We start from the raw sequence: 25,349 nt of genomic DNA on the forward strand, positions 1-25,349 counted from the left end.
GTATATGTTAAAAGTTTATTTAAAAATATATGATGTATAATGAAAAGGAGATTTATTATGAAATTTAGTATTAAAGTTGATGGAATGAGCTGTATGCATTGTGTTAAGCATGTAGAAGAATGTTTAAGTGAACTTAATGGAGTAAATTCTGTAGAAGTGAGTCTTGAAAATAAGAATGCTATAGTAGATAGTTCTAGCGAATTAGATGAAAATACAGTTAAAACTGCTTTAGATGAATATGGTTACATTTTAGCTGGATTTGAAAAGATTTAATTTTACTTAGTTAATTATTTATTTAACAAAAAAACATAGTGTTTACCATAAATACTATGTTTTTTAATGAAATGAATAATATATTTTTATTAGACAATAATATAAATGTGTAAATTTTTATTTACAAAACTTCAAATCAAGAACAAACAGCAAGATAAATGCATATAAATTACTATAAAGATAAAATTAAGAAGGTGATTATTATTAATACTAATAATAAATATGAAGATACAAATGAAGTTCTAGAATATGATTATGACTACGAAACTTTTTTAAAAGAAGACGTAAAAGAATATCCAAAGTATGAGGAAATTTTAAAATGGGTTACAGAAAAAGTATAGTAGCAGAAAAGCCACATGTCTTTCTATAGATATGTGGCTTTTAAAATATGTTTTTTTATATAAATATCGTCACATATTTGTAATATATATATTATATTATAGAAAAAAGATTTAGATTAAATAATGCAAGGATAAGTTCTACTAAATATATTAAATTTACATAATTAACACATAATTTAGATAAGAGAATAGTATTCTTTAATAGAATTAAGAAATATGGTAAAATTTAATCATTATGCTTCAATATGAAAGGAGATTTTTATTTATGAAAAAATACATAGCACTAATACTGGTTTTTATATTAGGTTCTGTTATATTAGTGGGATGCAATGCAAAAGAAAACAAAGAGTCTGCTGATGAAAAGGCTGCAAAATCAGAATCAATAGCAGTTGTAGAAAGTGAAAAAGGAAAAGATGATAAAAATCCTGTAGCTACAATTGAAATGGAAAATGGAAAGTCTATAAAAGTAGAATTATATCCAGAAATGGCACCAAATACTGTAAGAAACTTTATAAGTCTTTCAAATTCAGGTTTCTATAATGGATTAACTTTTCATAGAGTAATAAAAGGATTCATGATTCAAGGTGGAGATCCAGAAGGAAATGGTCAAGGTGGTCCAGGATATAGCATAAAGGGTGAATTCCCAGAAAATGAATTTAATCAAAACACATTAATCCACGAAAGAGGAGTAATATCAATGGCAAGAACTCAAGAACCTGATTCTGCTGGTTCACAGTTCTTTATAGTTCATGAAGATTCAAACTACTTAGATGGTAAATATGCTGCTTTTGGAAAGGTTATAGAAGGTATGGAAGTTGTTGATGAAATAGCTAATTCAGAAACAAATTCACAAGATAAACCTGAAAAAGAAATAAAAATAAAGAAAATTTCTGTTGATACTTTTGGTGTAAAATATCAAGAACCAGAAAAAATTGAAAAACAAAGTTAAAATAAATTAAATATAAAAAACTCTATTGATTAATAAGGTGAAATGAGATAATGATTAACTCATTAAGTGCCTAATGGTTTAAAGATTAAGAAATTTATAACCATATAATCAATAGAGTTTTTTTTGCGATTTTATAAATTTTATGAAAGATTAAATATGAATTTTTAGTATAAATATATTTGGATATGTAAAATATAAAATGAAAACTATTACATGGGAAATGAGACTATACAAGGGTTATACATAAGTTTCAATATTCATTATATACTAAATTTTAAAATGGTTTTAAATGATTTTAAAATAAGATTTTAAAAAAAATCATGTTAAAATAATTTAGTAAAATTTATCATAATAATTTAATAAGGAGGAATTTTTTAGATGAATATACTATTAGGAATTATTTGTATAATACTTTTAATAGGAATTGCAGTATTATTTTCTAATAATAAAAAAGCAATAAAATATAAAATAATTATACCAGGAATTTTAGTTCAATTAGCTTTAATAGTTTTTGTTTTAAAAGTACCAGTAGGTCAAAAAATATTATTAGCTATAGCTAATGGATTAAATAGTGTTATTAATACAGGGGTTGAAGGAATAAAATTTGTATTTGGTGATTTATCACTAGGATTTGTATTTGCAATTAATGTTTTGGGGTTAATTGTATTTACATCAGCACTTGTAGCATTATTATATTATTTAAGAATATTACCTATAGTAGTTAATGTAATAGGAAAAATGGTTTCTAAAATTATGGGAACTACACTTGCAGAAAGTTTTAATGCTGTTGGAAACATATTTTTAGGTTCTACAGAAGCTCCAATACTTATAAAACCTTATTTAAAATCACTTACAAAATCAGAATTATTTGCTGTAATGTCAGCAGGATTTGGAAGCGCATCAGCAGCTATTTTAGGTGGATATAGTATGATGGGTATAGATTCAAGATACTTATTAATAGCCATATTTACTGTTCCATTTAGTTCACTTATGATTTCAAAAATACTATTTCCAGAAGATAGTGAAGGAGAATTTGAAGAAGTAAGAATAGAAAACAGTACAGCAAAAAATGTTTTTGATGCTATAGGGGAAGGAACAAGCCAAGGTTTAAATTTAGCTTTAAATGTTGGCGCAAGTTTAATTTCTTTTATAGGACTTATGGCTTTAGTAAATGTTATATTAGGTGTTTTTGGATTAAGTATAACTTCAATTTTAGGGTTTTTATTAAGACCATTAAGCCTTTTATTCCATATACCAGGATCAGAAGCAGCAACTTTTGCATCATTAATAGGAACTAAAATGTCTGTTAATGAATTTGTAGCATTTAGTGATATGGCAACTGTTATGAAGTCATTATCTCCAAGAACAATAGCTATATTATCAGTAGCACTTTGTAACTTTGCTAATTTATCTTCAATTGGAATACAAATTGGAGGATTCGCAATTTTAGCACCAGAAAGAAGAGAAGAAGTTACTAAAAACGGATTAAAAGCATTGTTAGCAGGAACATTATCAACATTAATAACTGCAGCAATAGTGGGAATGATAGTTTAACATACATATAAAAGTAAATTTACATAAAAAGCACAATGAATTTAAATTTCATTGTGCTTTTATTATATTCTAGGGTTTAAAGCTGAAAATGAAAGTTCAAAAGTTTGTAGTCCTAACCTTTGTAGGCGAGAATTCATTCTTGCAAAACGTCATTTTAATATATTATTTTAAGAATGATATGCCACATCAAAGACCGCCAAGACTAAAGTCTCAGCTACGAATGAAACATAGATTCAGTTGAAGGACTCAAAGTTTGTAGGCGAGAATTCATTCTTGCTTAATGTCGTTTAAAATATATTATTCTAATTTTACATCCATATAAGAATCCTCCAAGGTTAAAACCTTATCTACGAAGAAGAAAGGGTGAAGAGAAATAATTGAATTTAATAATATAATTTATCATTTTCAATCTTCAATTTTCAATTAATAAAGTAGGTGAGGTTTCAACCTTGCAAAACGTTATTTACCTTACTTTAAAATTTGTAATCTGTTAGGGACTGACTTTACTTGTTTAGATAAGTATATTATTAAAAAGGGTAATAAATTATGAAAAGGTGATTGTTCTATGAGAGGTCCGTCCCTCTTGTTGATTAGTATATTTTAAAGATGAAACCAATAAAATTTAGCAAGGATACATTACCACCAAGACTAAAGTTTCAGCTACGAAAGAAATAAAAATTAAATTAGAAGTACCAACGTTTGTAGGCTAGAATTCATTCTTGCAAAACGTCATTTTTAATCTTCCACTTTCAATTAATAAAGTAGGCGAGGTTTCAACCTTGCAAAATGTCATTTAAATATGTTAATTCTAAGTTTATATTCATATCAAATACCGCCAAGACTAAAGTCTCAGCTACGAATGAAACATAGATTTAGTTGAAGGACTCAAAGTTTGTAGGCGAGAATTCATTCTTGCTTAACGTCATTTTAATATATTAATTTATAAGTTTATATTGATATCAAGGACCGCTAAGGTTAAAACCTCAGCTACATAGGACACATGATTTAATTAAATACTATGCTTCATCATTTTCAATCTTCACTTTTCACTTTCCATTTAAATAAGATTAAGTTCTTAATTGGGTTTTAAAAACATGATATAATGAGGATAAAATGTGTAGATAACTAATTATGTAATTATATAAGAGAGGTGTTATTTTTGAAGTTTATTCATACAAGTGATTGGCATATAGGTAAAATTGTTAATGAATATTATATGACAGAAGATCAAAAGTTTGTGTTAAATCAACTTTTTAATATTATAGAGGAAGAGAAGCCAGATGCACTGGTTATAGCTGGAGATTTATATGATAGGTCTGTAGCACCTGTAGAGGCTATTGAGCTTTTAAATGACACTATAAATAAAGTAATAGTAGATCTTAAAACTCCAATTATTGCTATAGCAGGAAACCACGATAGTGGAGAGAGATTAGAATTTGCAAGTAGTCTTTTAAAGGATAAAAGCTTTTATATAAGTGGTACATTAAATAAAAATATAGAAAAAATAACATTATGCGATGATTATGGAAATGTGAATTTTTATATGATTCCATATGCAGAACCAGCAATAGTTAGAGCATTATATGAAGATAAAGAAATAAGAGATTATGATGATGCAATGAGAGTTATATTGGAAAATATAAAGGAAAATATGAATAAAGATGAGAGAAATGTAATTGTTGCTCATGGATATGTTACATACGCAAAAGATGCTGAGGGTAAGGAGTTTAATTCTTTAGAGAGAAGTGATTCAGAAAGACCACTATCTATTGGAGGTTCAGAGTATATTAATTCTAGTTATTTTAATGATTTTAACTATACAGCACTGGGACACTTACATGGAAGGCAAAAAGTTGGTAATGAGAATATTAGATATGCAGGTTCACTTTATAAATATTCTTTTTCGGAGGTAAAACAAAAAAAAGGTGTAAATATTGTATCTTTAAATGAAAAAGGTGAGTGTACTGTAGAATTTAAAGAGTTTGAACTTAGAAGAGATTTCAGAATTATAAAGGGAGAACTTAATAATCTTTTAGACAAAGAAGTTTATTCAAAAGAAAATAGAGAAGATTACTTAAAGGTAATACTTACGGATGAAGGTGAAGTTCTGGAACCTATGAGAAAATTAAAAATGGTATATCCTAATGTTATGGAACTTACTTATGAAAATTCTTTAAAAGAAAGAAGTGAAGGAAAAGAAAAAAAATCTTTTAAAGAAAAAAGCAAGATAGATTTATTTAAAAGTTTCTATAAAGATGTAAAGGGAAAAGAATGTTCAGAAGAAGGAATTAAGCTTATGGAAACATTAATTGAAAATGTAGAAAGAAAAGAGGTGTAGTTTTTTATGAAACCAATTAAATTAGTTATGAAAGCTTTTGGCCCTTATAGTGAAAATGTAGAAATAGATTTTTCAAAACTAGACGATAAAAATATATTTTTAATAACAGGGCCTACTGGTGCAGGGAAAACTACTATTTTTGATGCTATAACATTTTCATTATATGGAGAAGCTAGTGGTAGTGATAGAGAAGGTTCTTCACTTAGAAGTGATTTTGCAATGCCAGAAGTTTTAACTGAAACAGAACTCTATTTTAAATTAAGAAATGAAGAATATTATATAAGAAGAGTGCCTCAGCAGCTTAAAAAGAAAAAAAGAGGCGAAGGGTACACAGAGCAAAAATCAGAAGCAGAATTACATCTTCCAAATGGTAAAATCCTTACAAAGGTTACTGAAGTTAATGCTGAAGTTGAAAATATATTAGGTATAAGCAAAGAACAATTTAAACAAATAGTTATGATTCCACAAGGTGAATTTAGAAAGCTATTAACTTCTGACAGTGTAGAGAGAGAGAAAATATTTAGAAAAATTTTTGGAACATATGCTTTTGAAAAAATACAAAAACATATAACATTAGAAGAAAGTGCATTAAGAAATGATATAAGTAAAGTAGCTGAAAGAAGAGATACTAAGTTAAAAAGCATAAATTGTAAAGAGGTTAGCGAAGAGTTATATAATTTAATTTCATTAGATGAGATTAATTCAGCTGAAGTTATAGAGCTTGGAGAAAATCTTTTAGAGAAAGATAAAGAATTAGAAAAAGATATAAGAAATAAGATAGTAAATATAAAATCTTTATTAGAAAAGAAAAATATAGAAATTACAAAAGCTAATGATATAAATAAAAAATTAGAAGAAAAAGTGTTATTAGAAAATAAAAAGAAACATTTAGAAGAGCAAAAAGAAGAATATAAGTTAAAAGAAAATAACTTAGAAAAAGCTAAAAAAGCAAAAGAAGTAGAAATCATAGAAAATCAATATACATCTATAATTAAAAAGATTAAATTAAGAGAAGAAGAATTAATTTTCGTAGAAAATAAATTAAAAAGTTGGAATGAGAAATATAATATTTCATTATTAAATTTTAATTCTGAAAAAAATAGAGAAGATGAGCGTAAAAAGTTAGAAATAACTTTAAATGACTTAGAGAAATTAAGATTTAAAGTAGATGTATATGAAAAAAGTAAAAATGAGATAAATATAAAAAGTAAATCATTAAAAGAGTTAAAAGATAGAAATGATTATTTAAAAGAACTAGTAAAAACAAATAAAGAAAAAATAAAAAAAATAGATGATTATTTAAATAATATAAGTGAAAAAGAAAAACAAAAAATAGAAAAAGAAAATACTTTAAAAATAGAAAAAGAACAACGTGAAGTATTAGTTAATCTCTTTAAAAAAATTGATTCAGTTCAAAATGATGAAAACACACATTTTGAGCTTAAAAGTCAATTTAATGTATTAGAAAAGGATTATAAAATTAGAAAGGCAGAAGTTGAACTTAAGGAAGAGTTATTTAGAAAAAGTCAAGCAGGTATACTTGCTTTAAGTTTAAAAGAAAATATGCCTTGTCCAGTTTGTGGTTCTACTAGTCATCCCAATAAAGCAATATTAATTGAAGAAGCTATAACTGAAGATGTTATAAAGTTGGAAAAGGAAAATCTTAATTTATTAAAAGAAAAATATGATGTATGCCTAAATAAGCTTATAGCACTAAAAAGTAAAATAGATGAAGCTACTGAAAATGGAATAAAACCTGTAATAAAGGAAATTTTAAATTTAGAGTTTTCGAGTATTAAGGACGTTAAGGATAAAGTAGTTGAAGAAGGAAAAGTAAGAAAAACTAATATAGATGCTTTAGTGGAATTAATAAAAAAATTAGATAAGGAAATAGCTGAAAAAGAAAGTTTGGTAAGTTTAAAAGATTCATTAGAAAAAGAAATACAAAAATCCGAAAATGATGTAGAAACTTTAGGTTTAAAAGTTTTAGATTTTGAAAAATCTATAGAAGTTAATAAGGAAAAATTAAACTCAATAAAAGAAGATTTCAATGGAGAAATAAGAACTTTAAATGAATTAAACTTAGATATAAGTAATGTAACAAACAAAATTCAAGAAATTAAAGAAAGCTTTATTAAAGCGGAAAAAGATTTTAATTTATGTAATAATAAATGTTTACAATTAAAAACATCTAAAAATGAAAAAGAAGAAAGTCTTATAAAAGATAAAACTGAAGGTGAAAATTTATTAAATGAGTTAAAAAATAAAATTAACTTATTAAAGTTTATTGATTTTGAGGATTATAAAAAATCAATTTTAAATGATAGTGATTTTAAATTTTTAGAAAATGAGATTAAAATATATTATCAAAATTTAAAAACTTGTGAAGAGTTTTATGAAAAAGCAGTTAATGAAACAAAAGGATTAGAAGTTATAGATTTAAGTAAACTAAATGAAGATTTATCTCATTTAAGAAATCAAGAAAAGAACTTAGAAGAAAATTATAACTCAGTATATTCTAGAATTGAAAACAACTCAGCATTATTAAAGGATGGAAAAGAATTAAGTGAAAAAATAAAATCAAAAGAAGAAAAATATAGGGTAGTTGGCGATTTAGCTAATATGATTAAAGGAAATAATAAAGAGAGAATAAGTTTTGAAAGATATGTGTTGGCTTCATATTTTGATGATATTATAGAGGCTTCTAATATTAGGCTTAAGAAAATGAGTAATGGAAGGTTTGAACTTTTAAGAAAGAAAGAAAAAGGAAAAGGTGCTGCCCAGCAAGGATTAGAATTAGAAGTGTTTGATAATTACACAGGTAAACCAAGACATGTTAAGACTCTATCCGGTGGAGAAAGTTTTAAAGCATCTCTTGCTATGGCACTTGGACTTGCTGATGTAGTTGAAGCTTATGCTGGTGGAATAGAACTTGATACAATGTTTGTAGATGAAGGATTTGGAACACTTGACCCAGAGTCTTTAGATAATGCTATTGAATGTTTAATAGGACTTAAAGAAGGTGGAAGACTTGTAGGAATAATATCACACGTTCCAGAACTTAAAGAAAGAATAGAAGCTAAGATAGAAGTTTACCCAACAAAAGAAGGAAGTAAATTAAGTGTAAAAGTATAATAAAAAGTTATTAAAGGAAGGCAAAGAGTCTTCCTTTAACTTTTATCTAAAAATCTACAGCACATTGATTATTTATTCCAGGAATTTTATAATTACCAGTAATTTCAATAGTATTATTATCAGGATCTTCTAAAACAAAGAAATAGTATGGACTAGCTATATTTAAATACATAATTTCTGAAAGTTTACCTATATCCAATGCTTTTATCCGCTCATATTCTGCATTTAAATCTTCAATCCAAAAGTTTAAAACAAAATTATTTCCATATTTTATTTTTCTATGCTTTAAGTAATTTATATATTCTTCATTAAAGTATTTGTCTAAATTTTTATTGCTATTTATAATTTCGTAATCATAGGAATTATTGTATAAAGCAATACAGTTTCCACTAAAATTAAATTGAGCCCACCTATTAAAATTTCTATGTGAAACTTTCATTTCCAATAATTGTTCATAAAAATTAATAGATTTTTCCATATCTTTAACAATTAAATAAGTAGAACCTAACTCTAACATGTTTGTTAACCTTCTTTCTAATCATATAACCTTACTTATGCAGTTACTTTATAAGTTTTCTTAATCTAAATTAGTGTAAATTTTTTCTAGCTAATGTATATGTAGTTTAACATAAATTAATAAATTTATTATGAAATATATGGGAATAAATATGAACAATATATTAAAAACTTATGTAAAACTTTTAATATGGAGGAATTTATATATATTTAATAGAATAGTTTTGAAGTGTAATAAATTTAGTGTAAGTTAATGAAAAAAATTACATATACAAGTTAGGGGGAGATTATTATGCTTAGAACTAATAAAGATAAAGTTGTTATGCAAAGTGTACAAGGAAAAATTCATCATCCATCATTTCCAGCTTCACCATATAGGTTAAGTCATGAAGGGGAATCACTAGTTGTGCCTGCAACTGGTGGAATTTGTTATAATGTTAAGATAGGAGATTATGCTTTTAAATTAGCAGGGGACCATATTGAACCAGGAGTTTCAATTAGAAATGAAAATGAAAGAGAAAATAGTGCATTAAATTCACTATCTTGCATTGGAAACAAAGCTAAAGTTGTATCTGGTGATGGAAAAGGCTCTGTAGGTTACGTTACAGGAAAACATGGAGGGGTTGAACATGTTTTAATTAATTTTAAAAAAGATGATTTAGAAAACTTAGCTATAGATGATAAAATATTAATTAAAGCATATGGACAAGGACTTAAACTTTTAGATTATGAAGATATTCATGTTATGAATATAGATCCAGAACTTCTAGAAAGACTTCCTATAATTGAAAAAGAAGGAAAACTTATAATTAAAGTTGCAGCTATAATTCCACCATATCTAATGGGGTCAGGTATAGGTGCTGGATCTGCTTATAAAGGTGACTATGATATTATGACAGCGGATATGGATGAAATAAAAAAACATGGTATAGATAAATTAAAGTTTGGAGATTTAGTGTTACTTGCAGATTGTGATAATACTTATGGAAGAGGCTACTTAACAGGAGCAGTTTCAGTAGGTGTTGTAATTCACAGTGATTGTATAAAAATGGGACATGGCCCTGGAGTAACAACTATACTAACAAGTAAAAAGCCCTTAATAAAAGGTATGATAAGTGAAGATAGTAATATAAAAGATTATATGTAAAAAATAAAATTATTTGATCCTTAAGTGAAGTTAGTACTTAATATATAGATTTTTGAATATAAGATCAGATATCTATAAAAAATAAGGGGGAACTGTATATTTATGTGTTTTCCAAAGGAAGTAGAAATTTTTATAAAGGATATGAAATGTGTAAAAGATAATGAAGGAAAATCTAAAGCTGATATTTATAAGTTTGTTGATGGGGAAAAAATCTATTATCTAAAAGTAGAAAAAAGAAATGATGAGAGCATTCGTGAACATGAAATGTATCATTGGTTAAAAGAAAAAGTTCCAGTTCCAAAAGTCATTTGCGAATGTTTTGAAGATGGTATGGATTATATTTTACTTGAAAAAGCAGATGGAATTATGTTAGAGAGTGAATGTTATGTTAAAAATCCTGAACAATTAGTACGACTTGCAGCAGAAGGATTAAACATATTATGGAAAATACCAATTTCAAAATGCCCTTTTAATGCATCAATTGAAAGTAAGCTAAAGAAGGTAAAAGAAAATATTGATAATGGAATGAAAATTTGTGTTGATAAAAATATATATACAGATGTATTTAATAATGAAAAAGATGTTTATGAGTATTTAGTTTCAAATATGCCAAAAGAAGACAAAGTTTTAGTTCATGGTGATTATTGTTTTAATAATTATTTTGCTCAAAATAATAAAATTTCAGGATTTATAGATATGGGAAGAGGTGGCATAGGAGACAGATATCAAGACATTGCATTATGTGTTCGTGAGCTTATGAATTATGAAAAATGTTATACTGAATTATTATTTCATTACTTAAACATTAAACCGGATTATGAAAAAATACGTTATTATATTCTCTTGGATGAATTATTTTAATATCTTATATTAATTTAAACTGTAATAGAATCACAAACTTTTGTGACTTTGTTACAGTTTATTTTTTATGTTTATTTTAAAATATAAAATATGAAAAACGTATGTATTACTAGGAGGAATATAATGAATAAAAAAATAGTTAAAAGAAAAGCTTATGTTGATACTAAATATTGTGTTGCATGTGGTGTGTGTGCAAGAACTTGTCCATTTGGCGCCATTTCTATATATAAGGGAATTTATGCAGAAGTTGACTTTGATAAATGTGTTGGATGTTCAAAATGTGAAAAACAATGTCCTGCATCAGTTATTGAAATAAAGCAAGAGGAGGGGCAATAATGGGTAAAGTAAAAAAGAAAAAGAATTGGTATGAATATCTTTGGATAGCAACTATCTTATATTTGACATTAGGACTATTTAATATATTATTTGCTTGGTTAGGATTGTTATGCTTCTTTATACCATTAATTATGAGTTTTACTAAAAAGGATAAAGCTTATTGTAATAAATATTGTGGTAGGGGACAGTTATTAGAATTGGTTGGAACTAAGTTTTCAAGAAATAAACCTATGCCAAAATTTTTAAAAACAAAATGGTTTAGGTATGGATTTTTAATATTCTTTTTAACTATGTTTGTAAATATGTTATATGTTACCTATTTAGTTTTTAATGAAACTACTGGATTAAAGGAAGTTATTACTCTTATGTGGACATTTAAAGTACCTTGGAGGTTTAATGAGTTAACTAATGTAACTCCTTGGATAGCACAATTTGCATTTGGATTTTATAGTATGATGCTTACATCAACAATACTTGGATTTATTACAATGGCATTATATAAACCAAGATCATGGTGTGTATATTGTCCCATGGGAACAATGACTCAAGGAGTTTGTATTATAAAAGATAAAATTAAATAGATTAGTAAAAAAATAGTCTTAAAATGTGATAATGCATTTAAGACTATTTTTGTGTATATAAAACTTGATATTTCTAATTTTAATAAAATAAGTGTAGTTTTTAAGATATTAAAATAAATTGAAAATCATTAATAAATTTTAATGTATTTCCTTATATATAACAAATTTACATAATATGTTATAATAAAAATGCTAAATAAGTGGGGATTTTAGAAATGAGAGGAGATTTATATGTTTGAAACAAAGGGTACAATTAATGAAGAAAATATAAAAATATTCAAAAAATATTTAATGACACCTTTGCAAAAAAATGTGTTTATAATACTAATTAGCATATGTACATTAATAGGATTAATTAATATTTCTTTAGGTGATAAATATATTGTAGCTATTGCTTTTATTGGAGCTATTATTTTGGTTGCGGAATATCTTTTAATTATTAATAAATACTGCAAAGTATTTATGGATAGAGTAGAGGAAATTGCTGGGAAAAGGGAAATAACTTATGAAATATCCTTTGATGAAATAAGTGCAACAATTAATAATGCAAATACAGGTGGAAAAGTTGTTATGAAATATGATTCATTTGTACGATTTATAGAAATTCCTGAGGCTTATCTTATTATTACAAAAACAAATCAAGTCTTTATTATAGATAAAAAATATTTAAATGATAGAGAAGGTGAGTTTGATTTATTTATGAGAGAAAAGTGTAAAAATTTAAAATAGAATTTAAATAATGTTCAACTTGAAAGGATATAAAAAAGGGGGAAACAATATGTCTAGAGCAAATGATAGTAATATAGTTAAGGTTCAATATAATTCAGATAAGAATTTAAATGCTAGACAAGCATTTCACAATGAATGTAGTATAAATAAATATGGATGGACAAATTGGATATTTGATCAATATAACTTTAAGCCTAATAGTAAAGTTATTGAATTTGGTTGTGGAAATGGGAGTATATGGGTTAAAAATAAAAATAGAATACCAAAAGATATTAATGTAATTTTAACAGATTTTTCAGAAGGTATGTTAAATTCAGCAAAGAACAAACTTTCAGACGTTAAAGAGATAGTTAATTATTCTGTTATGGATATACAAAATATAGAGTTTGAGGATAATTATTTTGACGTAGTTATTGCCAATCACATGCTTTATCATGTACCAAATAGAGAACTTGCTATAAGTGAAATTGCTCGCATACTAAAATCTGATGGAACTTTTTATGCAACTACTAATGGTGCAAATAATATGAAGGGTCTTAAAGATTTAGTAACCAAGTTTGATGCACAATCTAATTATAAAATGTTTTCTATTACAAAAGAATTTGGACTAGAAAATGGAGAAGAACAATTAAAAAAACATTTTAACTCTATTGAAAAAGTAATATATGAAGATTCTCTTCACATAACAAATCCAAAACCATTAGTAGATTATATATTATCTTTAGAAGGACATACAAATATAAATACTATAATGACAGAGAAAAAAGTAACAGATTTTTATAGATATTTGGAAGATATAATTTCAAAAGATGGAAGTATTGATATACCTAAAAGTAGTGGTATGTTTATAGCTAAAAATCCTAAAAAATAAAATTTAATTTTTGAAAGTTTTATTCTCAATTTTAAGGAGGAAAATTAAATGGAGAATATTCAAGATTTACTTATGTGTCCTGTATGTAAAGAAGAATTAATGAAAAATTTGGAATGTTCAAAATGTAAAAGTAAATTTTCTTATGAACATGGTGTATTTAATATTGTAGCTCCTAGTTTATCAGATAATCAAGAAATACTATGGAATATAACAGAAGATATGCTTGAAAAAGATATTGAAGATATAAGAAAAAAAGATGCTTCTGCAATTAAAGACTATAATGCACATAAAAATAAAGAAACAATTGAGGCACAAAAAATTCACGGAGAATGTATGAATAGTTTAATAGAAGAGTTTTCAGGAACTGTTTGTGACCTTTCAACTGGAATGGGATCTATGCTTCAAAGATTACTTAATTCAAAAAATAAAAACTTCTCTATTGTTTGTACTGACATAGATAAATATGTATTAATGAAGACTAGAAAATTAAAACAAACAGATGACAAAAGAGTCTTTTATGTAGCAACTGATGGTAGGTATATGTCAATAAAGGATGAGAGCTTTGATTATATCACTTCTTTAGCTGCACTTGGAAATATTCCAGAAAGCAATAAAGTTATAAGAGAATTATATAGAATTTTAAAGCCAAATGGCAAAATTGTAATTCAAAGTAGTTATATTGAAAAAGGAAGTAAAAGCTTTGAACTTGCTAAAAGTAAAAATATTGAACGTGGTTTAGTAGAAGAATATTTAATTAATGATTTAAAAAATGCAGGTTTTAAAAATATTATATCAAAAGTTGTATCAAAGGCTATATGGGCAGAAAATCCATACGATTTAATTCCAGTAGCAGGTGATACACAATTTTACTCTATAATTGAAGCTCAACGTACAAAATAATTAAATCATTGAATTAACTAAACTTGAAATGATAAATATAATTAAAATGGTGATGTGTTAATATGTTAATACTTTTCATATTTGAAGTGTTTACAATAATTTGTTATATCTCTAGAATGATAATAAGGAAACCAAGTGAATATCCAGATACTACAGTTGGGTATAGAGGTAAAAAAGCTAGAGAAAGCAAAGAACTGTGGCATTTTTCAAACAAACTTGCATAAAAAGTTATAAGGTACATTTCAATTGTACTATTTATATTTAATATAGGGGCATATCTAATAACAAATTTAGAAAATGGTACTATTATATTTTTGATAAATATATGGAGTATACTAGGTGCTATTTGTTATATAGAATTTAAAATAAGCAGATTCAAAATAGAATAGTAAAACTATTTGATTAAAATAAATTTCCAATAGTACTAAGAAACATAGAATTTTAGGAAAGAATGAAATTTGAAAGAAATAACAATTAACAGCATAAGAGATATAGAGCGAATAAAACTAAAAACTAATGATAACTTAATAAATATATAAGTAAACAAGAAGGAGTATCTAAGAAGGTCACTCCTTCTTGTTTTATCTTAAGAAATATTGTAATAAATATAGTTACAAATTTTTATCACTCCACATAATGTAATAATGTTAAAAATCAGTTTAAAAAGTAATTATTCTATTAAATATATCATCTTCTTGAGTTTCGTGTGTAATTTTGAAAAAAATAAAATCATTATTATTTTTAATAATTTCTTTTTCTAATTGGGTAACTATGTTTTTGGTTTCAGCATCAAGGCCAGCTTCTAATTCATCTAAAATAATTACAGAAACTAAATTATACTTTAATAATAATTTAATCATTAATAACTTTTTACGTTGTCCACCTGATAAGGAACGTCCATTTTCACTTATAGAAAATATATTTTCATCAAATCTAACTATATTTTTTAATTCTTTCAATTGATATTTAGAAATACTTTGTTCTGATATTGCCTCCAAATAATTTTTTATATTATCATTTAATATAATTTCATCTTGGTCAATATAAAGAATTTGATTTTTTATAGAATTTGTGTCTAAGGTCTTTGTTGAGATTCCATTTAAAAGTACATCTCCAACCTTAGGGTACAACAGGCCTTGTAGTAATTTTACAAAGGTAGATTTTCCACCGCCATTTTGTCCCGTAATCCTAATAATATCTCCTTTTTTAAATAATTCATTTTTATTATATAGGATTGCTCTTTCATTACCTTGATAGCGGAAAGTAACATCTTTAAATTCTATTGTTTCTATGGAATTTATTGTTTCATTTCCACCACATTTAGCTAAATTAAGTATTTCATTTACATTTTTAAATGAAGGTATCATTTTAACTAATGAGTATATTGAAGACTCAATTTGTTGACTTATATCTAAAACCATATTAGAAACAAATAAATAAAAGACTAAATCTCCAACAGAGTCAGCCTGCATTGTCATAGATAAAAATGATGCGATACTAATAGAAACTACCTGATGGAATCCTGTAACAAGATTTTTTAGAAAAACAAGAGTATTATCTGCTTTAATAGATGTATTTATGAAATTCCATAAACTTTGTTTACTTTTATTAAGAAAATATTCATCTAAGTTATTTGTTTTTGCTAATTCAAGTGCATCTATATATTCATTTAAAGTCTTATTGTCTTCTTTCATTTTAATATTAACTTTCATAGAGGCATTAGAAATAGGTTTACGAGAAAACATAGAAATTAGAAAACCAATAATTGAAGCTATTAATAAAATTAATGTTAATTTCAAATCTATGTATGCTGATATCACTAAAAAAACTATTATTAACAACAAATTAACACATATCTGTATACTATGACAGGCAATTGAACTAAATATATTTAATGTATCCATATAAAGAATATTTTTTAATTTTTCTTTTCCTATTAAAATCAATTTTTCATAATTTGCATTTGTTATAGAATAGTATAAATCACGTCTAATTCCTTCAAGAATTATACCACCCAATTTATCTAGAAACTTCATCCATGTAACATCAATAATATTATAAATAAGAATGAATAGTGCATATATAAAAACACAGAGCAATAGAAATGATACGGATTGAATTATTGATACTTGTGAAATAAATTTTCGCATTAATAAAGGTAAAAAAACTTGAAATACAATAAGTAGAAAAACCAAAAGAATGCTTTTAAAAAGTAAAAATTTATTTTTAACAATAATATTTCTAAAAGATTTTCTTAAATTATTCATTTTGTATTTTCCTTTCTATAAAGCAAGAGTCCTTGTATTATTCATATCACTTGTAGTTGACAAATGTATTACTAAATATTTTTTATTTATATAAATTATTTAAAGAAAATGATAATTCTTTTGTTCATTTTAAATGGTAAAAATCAAGTCATATTGGTGCTGGAATTTATGAATGTGATTTACAATTATTTTATAAAATTAGTTTGACTCAATTACATTTTCAATATGTTCATTCTTAAGATGCAATTCTAACCTTTGCCTTATGTTGAAATATTTGTATATTTTTATTATACATAAAAAATAGCATACATGGTAAACTTTAATCAAAATTTATATAGTTTTTTTATATAAATTTTGATTATGGATTCATATGTGAAGAAAATCCTTTAAACAATATATTAAATTGCAGTCTTAATTAATATTGATAATCAATATCGGAAATAGTAAAATGATTTTAGTGTTATTAGCAAGAAGTAAAGAAGGGTTTGGTGGATAACGAGAAAATGGATAAATTAATTTTAAATAACCTAAGAAGTTATAATGAGTAGTATTATTGATGTTAAAAATCATATGTACTTATCAGTAGGTATTATTAAAATGGTTACTGATAGTGAAAATAACTATATGGTATAAACAAATCTTTGTCGTTGCTGTTATAAATTTTTAGCATAATGGACAAAGTTTTTTTCATAGCATTAATAGGTATTTATTATTTAAAAGAAAGGAGAGAATTGATGTAGTTAGTTTTAAATACATCAATGTAAGGATAAGTATGAATAATAATGAATTTTTAAAAATTTGCAAGAGAAATGAAGGCGAAAAATATAGTTCAAGAAAGTATGAGATTTTTAAAGGTATAAAAGTATTTTATAATGACATTCATACGGATAAAATTATACATAATTTTCATTGTGAATCCAATTCTAAGAGTTACGAGATTAACCATTGTAGAGAAGGAAAGTTTGAATGTGTTTTAAAGGATGGAACTATAACATATATGAATGCTGGAGATTTTTCAATTAATCCATTAGAAAATTGTCCTTCTCAATCTAACTTTCCAATAAGACATTATCATGGAGTTACAGTTTATATAACTCCATCAGAACTTGGTGAGGAAGCAGAGTGTTTGCAAAAGGTCTTTAATATAAACTACAATAACATTTTAAATAAATTATGTGAGGGTGATAGACTTTTTATAAAAAGAGCAACGCCTAAAATACAACATATTTTCTGTGAAATATATAATGTTGAAGAAAATATTGTTATACCTTATTTGAAAGTTAAAATACAAGAACTGTTCTTGTATTTAAGTACAATTGATCCTAAAAATGAAGTGATAGATAGAGAATATTTTACAAAATCTAATGTTAATATAGTGAAAAAATTACATTCATTTATTATTGAAAATTCAGAAAAACATTATACATATGAGGAATTATCTTTCATGTTTTCTATAAATCAAACTACAATGAAAAGATGTTATAAGTCTACTTATGGAGAAACAATTTATACTACATTTATGAAAACTAGATTGGATAAATCATCAAAATTGTTAAAAACTTCATCATTTACGATTACTGAAATAGCACTGCTTGTTGGGTATTCAAGTAATTCAAAATATTCTACAGCTTTTAAAAAAATGTATAATATTACACCAATGGAATATAGAAAAGTTCATGCCTGATTTGGTAATAATGGTCATATTGGGAAAGATAAAAAAGTTAGAGCATGCTAACATATTCTTGTAGAGCATATTAACTTAACAGATCGCAATATTAAATCAGGGGGAAAAAATGAAAAATAAAAAATTAACCGTAAGTAATGTAAATACAGAGAATTTATTAAGAAAATATAAGCTTCCTAATATGAAAAATCGTCATTCTTTAACATTATCAGGTGGACAAAAGCAAAGACTTACTATAGCTGCAGCAGAGGTTTTAAATAAGGAAGCATTTATATTTGATCAGCCTACTAGTGGCTTAGATGCTGACAGTATGCATTTGGTATCAGATAGACTTAAGGAACTTCAAAAGAGTGGGAAAATTGTTATTGTAATTACACAAGATTATGAATTTTTGATGGAAACATGCACAGAAACTTTAATGATAGATAAGAATAAAATAACTACCTTTGATACAAAAATTGATACAAAGTCTATACTTCAAGTGTTGAAGAATGAAGGTGAAGCATAATGAATAGAAAAAATAGTTTATTGAAGTATGCAGAAGGTTACAAGTGGCTTACAATTGTTTCATGTGTGTTATCAGGTATAAGTTCTGCTTTATCAATTGTTCCATTTGTATGTATTTACAATATCATAAAATATTTCATATTGAATAATCAATCAGATCAAATTATTAGATATGGAAAAATAGCTGTATTAACATCCATAATAAGTGTTACATTGTATTTTATTGCATTGTCATTAGGTCACATTGCTGCATTTAGAGTAGCAAAAAATTTAAAAATGAAAGCTTGCAATCATATTATTGATATGCCACTTGGTTATTTTGAAATGAAATCAACAGGGGAGTTGAGAAAGACAATTGATGAAAACACTATGTTAACAGAGGATTTCTTGGCACATAAATTGCCTGATTTTGCAGCAACTTTAATTATGCCCATAGTCATTGTTATTAGTTTTTTCTTTTATGATTGGAGGATGGGCATAGTTTGTTTCATTCCATTACTTATTGCTTTCTTTTGCATTCATAAAATGATGGGTGGAGAAAATAAGTTTACAATGGGAAAAATAATGACCATTCAGGAGCAAATGAATAAAGAAGCTGTTGAGTATGTTAGAGGAATTCCAATTATAAAAGTTTTTCAGCAGACTGTATTTAGCTTTAAAAAGTTTCATGATACAATCCTAAACTATAGAGATTTAGTAGCAGAGTATGCAAAAAATTGTAGATTACCTAAAACGGTTTTCATAATTGCTTTAAATAGTTTCTTTATTTTTTTAATTGTTATTGGTATTATAGTGTTTAATTTTTCTTCAGATAAAGTAGGAGTATTTTTAAACTTGATATTTTTCATATTAATTGCACCATTGATATCCACAACAATGATGAGATTAATGATGACTGGAGAGAATCTTATACAAGCTAAAGAAGCTTTGATAAGAATAGAATCTATTATTTATAATAACACAAAGAATAAGGTTGAAGGAGTAAGTTTTCCAGAGAAACATGATATTAAGTTTAAAAATGTGAGCTTTTCTTACCCAGGCCATGAAAGAAAAGTACTATACAATATAGACTTGAAGATTAAAGAAAAATCAAAAGTTGCATTTGTAGGGTTGTCTGGTTCGGGTAAAAGTACCATTATTTCATTAATAGGAAAATTTTTCGAGGTAAAAGATGGAGAAATAACTATAGGTGATATAGATATTAAAAATATAAGAAATGAAGAGTTAATGAAAAATGTATCTTTTGTTTTTCAAGATAGTAAGTTATTTGAAATGAGCATATTAGACAATATACGTATAGGAAAAAAGGATGCATCAGAAATGGAAGTAAAAAAAGCACTTAAAATTGCTCAGTGTGAAAGTATTATAGAGAAATTGCCATTTGGTATTAAAAGTGTTTATGGAACTAAAGGAGTATATTTATCAGGAGGAGAAAGGCAGAGAATTGCTTTAGCAAGAGCGTTTATTAAAGACTCTCCTATAATTATATTTGATGAAGCAACATCAGCAACAGATGCAGAAAATGAATATTATATTACGAAAGCCATTGAAGATATTTCAAAAAATAAAACTGTTATTTTAGTTGCGCACAGATTATCTACAATACAAGATGTAGATGAAATTATTGTTATGGATAAAGGAAAAATTGTTGAAAAGGGAAATCATAATACTCTAATAAAAGATGGAAATCAGTATGCAAAAATGTGGAATCAATATGTAGGTTCAACAGATTGGAGGTTATAGTATGTTCAACAAATTAAAAAACGGATATTATTTATCTAATAATGAAGCAAAATTAATAAAAGAAGGAGTCTTATTTAATGCACTTTCTAACATTGCTAAAATGATTCCTGTTGGTATATGTACCTATTTACTATTTAATATGTCGGCAATAATTTCAAATAAAAATACAAGTTATATACCAATTCAAAAATATATAGTATTTTCAATAATTGCTATACTTATAATGTTTATACTTTCATATATAGAATATACAAAAACTTATATTGATATTTATAGAGAAAGTGCAAATAGAAGAATAGATATTGCAGAATTTTTGAGAAAACTCCCATTATCATTCTTTGCTAAAAGAGATATAGCAGATATAACTACTGCTATTATGACAGATACTTCAGGAATTGAACATGCTTTAGCTCATGTTATACCTCAAGCCTATGGTACTATAATATCAACAATTGTTGTATGTATTGCACTAGCTATATTTAATGTCAAACTAGCACTAGCATTATTTTGGGTTATTCCTATTGCATTTTTAGTGGTACTTTTATCAAGAAAAATACAAAATGGACTTGGAAATCAGTTTAAAAAGGATAAGCTAGATTGTTCTAATGAAATTCAAGCCACATTGGAAATGATTAAAGAAATCAAGTCATTTTCCTTGGAGGATGAATATAAAGAAAATTTGAAGAATCAACTTAACAATTTTGAAAACAGCCAAAAAAAGAGTGAGTTATTTTCAGCTACGATTTTAGGTTCAGCACAAATGATACTAAAATTAGGTATAGCAACAGTTATAATAATAGGAAGTGATTTATTATTAAAAGGTGAAGTGAATTTATATACTTATATTATATTTTTATTTTCAGCTGGCTTAGTATATGATCCTATATATGGTTTAATGAATTCATTAACTGAAGTTTTTTCTACAGATATCTTAACAAAGAGGATAAACGATATAAAAAGTGAAAAAATATTTGATGGAGTAACAAAGTTTAATAATAGTAAATTTGATATTACTTTTGATAAGGTTTCCTTTGGATATAGTGATTCTAAGGTTATTGATAATGTTAGTTTTACGGCTAAAGAAGGTGAAAAGACTGCATTAGTAGGACCATCAGGCTCAGGAAAATCAACCTTACTAAAATTATCAGCTAGATTTTATGATGTATCAAGTGGAAACATATATTTAGGTAATCAGAAAATAGCAGATATGGATGCAGAAGTTTTACTTAAATATTATTCGGTAGTTTTTCAAGATGTATTACTTTTTGATAATACTATAATGGAAAATATAAGACTTGGAAATAAGAATTCCACAGATAAAGAAGTAATTGATGCTGCAAAACTTGCTAATTGCCATGATTTTATTATGGAATTACCTAATGGTTATGATACTTATATTGGTGAAAACGGAAAACTTTTATCTGGAGGAGAGAAACAAAGAATTTCTATAGCTAGAGCAATTATTAAAGATGCACCTATTGTGCTACTTGATGAAGTTACATCAGCATTAGATATTGAGAATGAAAATCTAGTTCAAGAAGCACTGAGTTATGTAACAAAAAACAAAACAGTTTTAGTTATTGCACATAAACTTGATACAATCAAACATTGTGACAAGATTGTTGTTTTACAAGATGGAAAGCTTGTAGATGAAGGTACTCATAGCCAATTGATGAGTAAAGATGGGTTATATAAGAAATTAGAAAACATGAAGATATAAATTATTATTCATTTGATAGAATAGAGAAAAATATAATATTAAAAATGAATGATAAAAAGCCTTTGAAAAGTATTTATTTTTAGAGGCTTTTTTGCATATTAAATAATAAAAGCAAGGAAGAAAAGTTTTTATATAGAAATATATAAGTAGTAATAATTAGTTTATATAATTGTTTAAAAAAGTAAAAAATAAGGCAAAGGAGGTACATTATGAAAAGATCAATGATGCAAGTTTATGTAAAAGGTAGTGGAGAGGCTGTGAAACTGTATTTAAAAGTTTTTAATGCTACTTTAGGATTTAATGTAAAAAACTCTGATGATACGTTTTACCATTCAGAACTTGATATTTGTGGACATACCTTAGCCGTAGATGAGGCAAATGATGATAATGACAAAATTATTATAGGTAACACAATGCATCTCTGGTTACATTATGACCAAGAAAATAAGAATATGGTCAAACAGGCTTATGAGGTGCTTAAAGAGGAGAGTAAAATCCTATTTCCATTAGGGCCTTGTGAGTTTAGTCCATTGTGTACAGATTTTATTGACAAGTTTGGAGTTAGATGGTGTCTTTTTGTCTAGTAATTAGAAATTTAACTAATCTATAAGTATTTAATATAATATTTTCTGAAATTTTAAAATATTATATATATAGTGCGAGCTTTATTTGATATATAATTAAGGGGGGATATTATGGATTTTAGAAAGGTTTTTGACAGTATTCCAAAAGAATTTGATAAATGGAGAACACGTTATTGTAGGGAACTTTTTAACGATCTTATAGAATATTCAAGGTTAGAATCTGATAAAACAGTTCTTGAAATTGGTCATGGAACAGGTCAAGCTACTGAACCAATACTTAAAACAGGTTGTTCATATTTGGCAATTGAACTTGGTGAAAACCTTGCAATGTATACAAAAACTAAATTTAGTTCATATGATAATTTTCAAATTGTAAATGGTGATTTTGAAACATATAATTTTGAAAATGAGCAATTCGATTTAGTTTATTCAGCTGCTACAATTCAGTGGATACCAGAAGAAATTGGTTTTAATAAAGTTTATAATATATTAAAAAGCAATGGAACATTTGCAATGATGTTAACTAAAACAGATGAAAAAAGTGGCAATGAACTTTTATATTCAAAGATACAAGAAGTATATGACAAATATTTTCATCCAGAAACAGAATATACATGTAAGTTAAATTATAATAACATTAAAAATTATGGATTTAGTGATATTAAGTGTAACAAGTATTATAAGGTAAGAGAGCTTAATGCTGATGAGTATGTTTCATGGATAAGTACACATGCTTCTCATATAACTTTGAGGGAGCCATATAAATCAAAATTTTATTCAGGCATTAAGGATGCTATTATAAGTTTTGGAAATAATATAAAGCTTTATGACACAATAATTTTATATTTGGCAAGAAAATCATAAAAAAATAAATCAAATTTAATATTAATTATTGGAGGAAAACACAACATGTCTGTAAAAATTTTTAGATGTGGGATTAATGAAATAGAATATATTAAAGATGCAATTGTTAATGTTAAAGCTGAAGAAGATATATGTTGTTTTAATGAGGAGGCTATAAAAGAGTTCTTAAAAAATGAAGATAATTGGTTTTATGTTGCAATTATAGATGAAAAGGTAAGTTCCTATGCCATTGCTTATGTTCAACGACGGATCGATACTATGAAAAATATGATTTGTCTATATGAAATAGGTACATTAAATTGCTTTAGAAGAATGGGAATTGCAAAAAGAATAATAGAGAAAATTATTGAAGATGGAAAGTTGAATGAATCAATGAAAATTTGGATTCCAACAAACATAAGTAATAAAGCGGCTTGTGCATTGTATAGAAGTATTGGTGCAAAAGAGCCAAAAGTGAAAGATGAAATAATTTATAATTATAGATATTAAGTGCTTATAACATAAAAGTAAAAAAATTTATATTTGAAAGGTGATTAGAATGAAGAAAACACTTGACGGAATGACATTGGAGGAACTTTGGGAGTTGTTTCCCATTAAGCTTACAGAGCATAATGATGAATGGCAAGATTGGTATAAAGAAGAAGAAAAGAGATTAGAAACAGTTCTTCCTATGAATTTAATAGCACGTATAAGTCATATTGGAAGTACATCAATTAAAACTATTTGGGCGAAACCAACTGTTGATATTATGGTAGAATTAAAGTCTAAATGTAACATTAAGGAGATAAAAAGTATCATAATTAGAAATGGGTATACATGCATGTCAGAGAGTGATGATAGAATATCTTTTAATAGAGGGTATACTATTGATGGTTTTGCAGATAGAGTATTTCATTTGCATTTGAGATGTGTTGGTGATAATGATGAACTTTATTTTAGAGATTACCTTATGAATAATATTGATGTTGCAAAAGAGTATGAAAAATTAAAATTAGAATTGTGGAAGAAATATGAACATAATCGTGATGCTTATACAGATAGTAAAACGGATTTTATAAAGAAGCATACAGAAAAGGCAAAGGTATTATATAAAGATAGATATATTTAAATTACAAGATATAACAAAAGTCCAGTAAGACATTCTTTACTGGGCTTTTATCTTTAAATTTGTATTACCTTTGTAAAGTTACAAAAATGCCAGCTACAATTAATATACAGCCAGCAATTCGTATAAGTGTTATATAGAATTTGCTTGGTTCAGCTTTAGTTTTTGTTTTCCATGAATCTGAAATTTTCCACATAATTTTAGGGTTTAATAACATTATTATACCAATAACAATAAAAAATATACCAAGTATTAATTCCATTTAATAACCTCCTTTCTCATATTATTATAATAACATGCTACAGAAATTTTATGCTAAAAATTCAATTATATTACAAGTAAAA

General features: G+C 25.9%; 25 protein-coding genes. 22 read left to right on the top strand and 3 right to left on the bottom strand.

What is annotated here, in order from left to right; genetic code table 11:
* Positions 1-57: 57 nt before the first annotated feature.
* From BN346_RS11370 to BN346_RS11395, 6 genes are all read left to right on the top strand, one after another.
* Positions 58-273 (top strand): heavy-metal-associated domain-containing protein, encoded by a 216-nt coding sequence (locus tag BN346_RS11370; RefSeq protein WP_040328707.1) that lies wholly within the window; start codon positions 58-60, stop codon positions 271-273.
* Between the two features lie 158 nt (positions 274-431).
* A complete protein-coding gene (locus BN346_RS11375) occupies positions 432-614 on the top strand; it encodes a hypothetical protein (RefSeq protein ID WP_040328709.1) in 183 nt (60 codons plus the stop codon).
* 265 nt (positions 615-879) lie between these two features.
* A complete protein-coding gene (locus tag BN346_RS11380; protein ID WP_040328710.1) occupies positions 880-1,563 on the top strand; it encodes a peptidylprolyl isomerase in 684 nt (227 codons plus the stop codon).
* A gap of 378 nt (positions 1,564-1,941) precedes the next feature.
* Positions 1,942-3,117 (top strand): NupC/NupG family nucleoside CNT transporter, encoded by a 1,176-nt coding sequence (locus BN346_RS11385; RefSeq protein ID WP_040328711.1) that lies wholly within the window; start codon positions 1,942-1,944, stop codon positions 3,115-3,117.
* A gap of 1,150 nt (positions 3,118-4,267) precedes the next feature.
* Entirely contained in the window at positions 4,268-5,455 is a 1,188-nt protein-coding gene (locus tag BN346_RS11390) for an exonuclease SbcCD subunit D (protein WP_341350022.1), read from the top strand.
* A 6-nt stretch (positions 5,456-5,461) separates the two neighbouring features.
* On the top strand, positions 5,462-8,590 hold the full coding sequence (locus tag BN346_RS11395) for an AAA family ATPase (protein ID WP_040328713.1): 3,129 nt from the start codon (positions 5,462-5,464) through the stop codon (positions 8,588-8,590).
* 46 nt (positions 8,591-8,636) lie between these two features.
* Here BN346_RS11395 and BN346_RS11400 read toward each other — a convergent pair whose 3' ends face one another.
* The gene (locus tag BN346_RS11400) at positions 8,637-9,107 is read right to left on the bottom strand and encodes a VOC family protein (RefSeq protein ID WP_040328714.1); all 471 of its coding nucleotides are present in this window, start codon (positions 9,105-9,107) and stop codon (positions 8,637-8,639) included.
* A gap of 291 nt (positions 9,108-9,398) precedes the next feature.
* Between BN346_RS11400 and BN346_RS11405 the strand changes: the two genes are divergently transcribed.
* The 8 genes from BN346_RS11405 to BN346_RS21845 all read left to right on the top strand — a co-directional run bounded on the left by BN346_RS11405 (position 9,399) and on the right by BN346_RS21845 (position 14,755).
* Positions 9,399-10,253, top strand: coding sequence for a DUF4438 domain-containing protein (locus tag BN346_RS11405; RefSeq protein ID WP_040328716.1), 855 nt, complete (start codon positions 9,399-9,401; stop codon positions 10,251-10,253).
* Positions 10,254-10,355: 102 nt separating this feature from the next.
* Positions 10,356-11,114: an APH(3') family aminoglycoside O-phosphotransferase gene (locus tag BN346_RS11410; RefSeq protein ID WP_051540333.1), complete on the top strand. Its 759-nt coding sequence runs from the start codon at positions 10,356-10,358 to the stop codon at positions 11,112-11,114.
* Between the two features lie 123 nt (positions 11,115-11,237).
* Positions 11,238-11,450, top strand: coding sequence for a DUF362 domain-containing protein (locus tag BN346_RS11415; protein WP_040328718.1), 213 nt, complete (start codon positions 11,238-11,240; stop codon positions 11,448-11,450).
* The gene (locus tag BN346_RS11420) at positions 11,450-12,031 is read left to right on the top strand and encodes a 4Fe-4S binding protein (protein ID WP_040328719.1); all 582 of its coding nucleotides are present in this window, start codon (positions 11,450-11,452) and stop codon (positions 12,029-12,031) included. Before BN346_RS11415 ends, BN346_RS11420 begins: the two co-directional genes overlap by 1 nt.
* A gap of 231 nt (positions 12,032-12,262) precedes the next feature.
* A complete protein-coding gene (locus tag BN346_RS11425) occupies positions 12,263-12,760 on the top strand; it encodes a YcxB family protein (RefSeq protein ID WP_040328720.1) in 498 nt (165 codons plus the stop codon).
* 49 nt (positions 12,761-12,809) lie between these two features.
* Positions 12,810-13,631, top strand: coding sequence for a class I SAM-dependent methyltransferase (locus BN346_RS11430; protein ID WP_040328721.1), 822 nt, complete (start codon positions 12,810-12,812; stop codon positions 13,629-13,631).
* Between the two features lie 48 nt (positions 13,632-13,679).
* A complete protein-coding gene (locus BN346_RS11435) occupies positions 13,680-14,531 on the top strand; it encodes a class I SAM-dependent methyltransferase (protein WP_040328722.1) in 852 nt (283 codons plus the stop codon).
* A 116-nt stretch (positions 14,532-14,647) separates the two neighbouring features.
* Complete coding sequence (locus BN346_RS21845) at positions 14,648-14,755, top strand: SdpI family protein (protein WP_148361103.1); 108 nt, start codon at positions 14,648-14,650, stop codon at positions 14,753-14,755.
* 435 nt (positions 14,756-15,190) lie between these two features.
* On the opposite strand, the gene BN346_RS11440 is transcribed toward BN346_RS21845, so the two are convergent.
* Positions 15,191-16,798, bottom strand: coding sequence for an ATP-binding cassette domain-containing protein (locus BN346_RS11440; protein WP_040328723.1), 1,608 nt, complete (start codon positions 16,796-16,798; stop codon positions 15,191-15,193).
* Between the two features lie 772 nt (positions 16,799-17,570).
* On the opposite strand from BN346_RS11440, the gene BN346_RS11445 reads away from it, so the two are divergent.
* The 8 genes from BN346_RS11445 (at position 17,571) to BN346_RS11480 (ending at position 25,008) form a co-directional block, all read left to right on the top strand.
* Positions 17,571-18,482: a helix-turn-helix transcriptional regulator gene (locus BN346_RS11445; protein ID WP_081770995.1), complete on the top strand. Its 912-nt coding sequence runs from the start codon at positions 17,571-17,573 to the stop codon at positions 18,480-18,482.
* A gap of 109 nt (positions 18,483-18,591) precedes the next feature.
* Positions 18,592-18,990: an ATP-binding cassette domain-containing protein gene (locus BN346_RS11450; protein ID WP_040328727.1), complete on the top strand. Its 399-nt coding sequence runs from the start codon at positions 18,592-18,594 to the stop codon at positions 18,988-18,990.
* Positions 18,990-20,732 carry an ABC transporter ATP-binding protein gene (locus tag BN346_RS11455; RefSeq protein ID WP_040328729.1) on the top strand — a complete coding sequence of 581 codons (1,743 nt, stop codon included), beginning with the start codon at positions 18,990-18,992 and terminating at the stop codon, positions 20,730-20,732. Before BN346_RS11450 ends, BN346_RS11455 begins: the two co-directional genes overlap by 1 nt.
* A 1-nt stretch (position 20,733) precedes the next feature.
* A complete protein-coding gene (locus BN346_RS11460) occupies positions 20,734-22,452 on the top strand; it encodes an ABC transporter ATP-binding protein (protein WP_040328731.1) in 1,719 nt (572 codons plus the stop codon).
* A gap of 209 nt (positions 22,453-22,661) precedes the next feature.
* Positions 22,662-23,036 carry a VOC family protein gene (locus BN346_RS11465; RefSeq protein ID WP_040328733.1) on the top strand — a complete coding sequence of 125 codons (375 nt, stop codon included), beginning with the start codon at positions 22,662-22,664 and terminating at the stop codon, positions 23,034-23,036.
* A 111-nt stretch (positions 23,037-23,147) separates the two neighbouring features.
* Positions 23,148-23,900: a class I SAM-dependent methyltransferase gene (locus tag BN346_RS11470; protein ID WP_040328734.1), complete on the top strand. Its 753-nt coding sequence runs from the start codon at positions 23,148-23,150 to the stop codon at positions 23,898-23,900.
* A gap of 45 nt (positions 23,901-23,945) precedes the next feature.
* A complete protein-coding gene (locus BN346_RS11475) occupies positions 23,946-24,389 on the top strand; it encodes a GNAT family N-acetyltransferase (protein ID WP_040328736.1) in 444 nt (147 codons plus the stop codon).
* 49 nt (positions 24,390-24,438) lie between these two features.
* Positions 24,439-25,008 carry a GrpB family protein gene (locus BN346_RS11480; protein WP_040328737.1) on the top strand — a complete coding sequence of 190 codons (570 nt, stop codon included), beginning with the start codon at positions 24,439-24,441 and terminating at the stop codon, positions 25,006-25,008.
* A gap of 64 nt (positions 25,009-25,072) precedes the next feature.
* On the opposite strand, the gene BN346_RS11485 is transcribed toward BN346_RS11480, so the two are convergent.
* Positions 25,073-25,267 (bottom strand): DUF6199 family natural product biosynthesis protein, encoded by a 195-nt coding sequence (locus tag BN346_RS11485; protein WP_040328739.1) that lies wholly within the window; start codon positions 25,265-25,267, stop codon positions 25,073-25,075.
* Positions 25,268-25,349 lie beyond the last annotated feature (82 nt).

Origin of the sequence: Clostridium ihumii AP5, from assembly GCF_000612845.1 — a bacterium.
Taxonomy (GTDB): domain Bacteria; phylum Bacillota; class Clostridia; order Clostridiales; family Clostridiaceae; genus Clostridium_J; species Clostridium_J ihumii.

Bases quoted from the DNA above. Each gene is read 5' to 3' on its own strand.
- BN346_RS11370 (WP_040328707.1), top strand. From the start codon at position 58: ATGAAATTTAGTATTAAAGTTGATGGAATGAGCTGTATGCATTGTGTT.
- BN346_RS11375 (WP_040328709.1), top strand. From the start codon at position 432: ATGCATATAAATTACTATAAAGATAAAATTAAGAAGGTGATTATTATT.
- BN346_RS11380 (WP_040328710.1), top strand. From the start codon at position 880: ATGAAAAAATACATAGCACTAATACTGGTTTTTATATTAGGTTCTGTT.
- BN346_RS11385 (WP_040328711.1), top strand. From the start codon at position 1,942: ATGAATATACTATTAGGAATTATTTGTATAATACTTTTAATAGGAATT.
- BN346_RS11395 (WP_040328713.1), top strand. From the start codon at position 5,462: ATGAAACCAATTAAATTAGTTATGAAAGCTTTTGGCCCTTATAGTGAA.
- BN346_RS11400 (WP_040328714.1), bottom strand. From the start codon at position 9,107: ATGTTAGAGTTAGGTTCTACTTATTTAATTGTTAAAGATATGGAAAAA.
- BN346_RS11405 (WP_040328716.1), top strand. From the start codon at position 9,399: ATGCTTAGAACTAATAAAGATAAAGTTGTTATGCAAAGTGTACAAGGA.
- BN346_RS11410 (WP_051540333.1), top strand. From the start codon at position 10,356: ATGTGTTTTCCAAAGGAAGTAGAAATTTTTATAAAGGATATGAAATGT.
- BN346_RS11415 (WP_040328718.1), top strand. From the start codon at position 11,238: ATGAATAAAAAAATAGTTAAAAGAAAAGCTTATGTTGATACTAAATAT.
- BN346_RS11420 (WP_040328719.1), top strand. From the start codon at position 11,450: ATGGGTAAAGTAAAAAAGAAAAAGAATTGGTATGAATATCTTTGGATA.
- BN346_RS11425 (WP_040328720.1), top strand. From the start codon at position 12,263: ATGTTTGAAACAAAGGGTACAATTAATGAAGAAAATATAAAAATATTC.
- BN346_RS11430 (WP_040328721.1), top strand. From the start codon at position 12,810: ATGTCTAGAGCAAATGATAGTAATATAGTTAAGGTTCAATATAATTCA.
- BN346_RS11435 (WP_040328722.1), top strand. From the start codon at position 13,680: ATGGAGAATATTCAAGATTTACTTATGTGTCCTGTATGTAAAGAAGAA.
- BN346_RS21845 (WP_148361103.1), top strand. From the start codon at position 14,648: ATGATAATAAGGAAACCAAGTGAATATCCAGATACTACAGTTGGGTAT.
- BN346_RS11440 (WP_040328723.1), bottom strand. From the start codon at position 16,798: ATGAATAATTTAAGAAAATCTTTTAGAAATATTATTGTTAAAAATAAA.
- BN346_RS11445 (WP_081770995.1), top strand. From the start codon at position 17,571: ATGAATAATAATGAATTTTTAAAAATTTGCAAGAGAAATGAAGGCGAA.
- BN346_RS11450 (WP_040328727.1), top strand. From the start codon at position 18,592: ATGAAAAATAAAAAATTAACCGTAAGTAATGTAAATACAGAGAATTTA.
- BN346_RS11455 (WP_040328729.1), top strand. From the start codon at position 18,990: ATGAATAGAAAAAATAGTTTATTGAAGTATGCAGAAGGTTACAAGTGG.
- BN346_RS11460 (WP_040328731.1), top strand. From the start codon at position 20,734: ATGTTCAACAAATTAAAAAACGGATATTATTTATCTAATAATGAAGCA.
- BN346_RS11465 (WP_040328733.1), top strand. From the start codon at position 22,662: ATGAAAAGATCAATGATGCAAGTTTATGTAAAAGGTAGTGGAGAGGCT.
- BN346_RS11470 (WP_040328734.1), top strand. From the start codon at position 23,148: ATGGATTTTAGAAAGGTTTTTGACAGTATTCCAAAAGAATTTGATAAA.
- BN346_RS11475 (WP_040328736.1), top strand. From the start codon at position 23,946: ATGTCTGTAAAAATTTTTAGATGTGGGATTAATGAAATAGAATATATT.
- BN346_RS11480 (WP_040328737.1), top strand. From the start codon at position 24,439: ATGAAGAAAACACTTGACGGAATGACATTGGAGGAACTTTGGGAGTTG.
- BN346_RS11485 (WP_040328739.1), bottom strand. From the start codon at position 25,267: ATGGAATTAATACTTGGTATATTTTTTATTGTTATTGGTATAATAATG.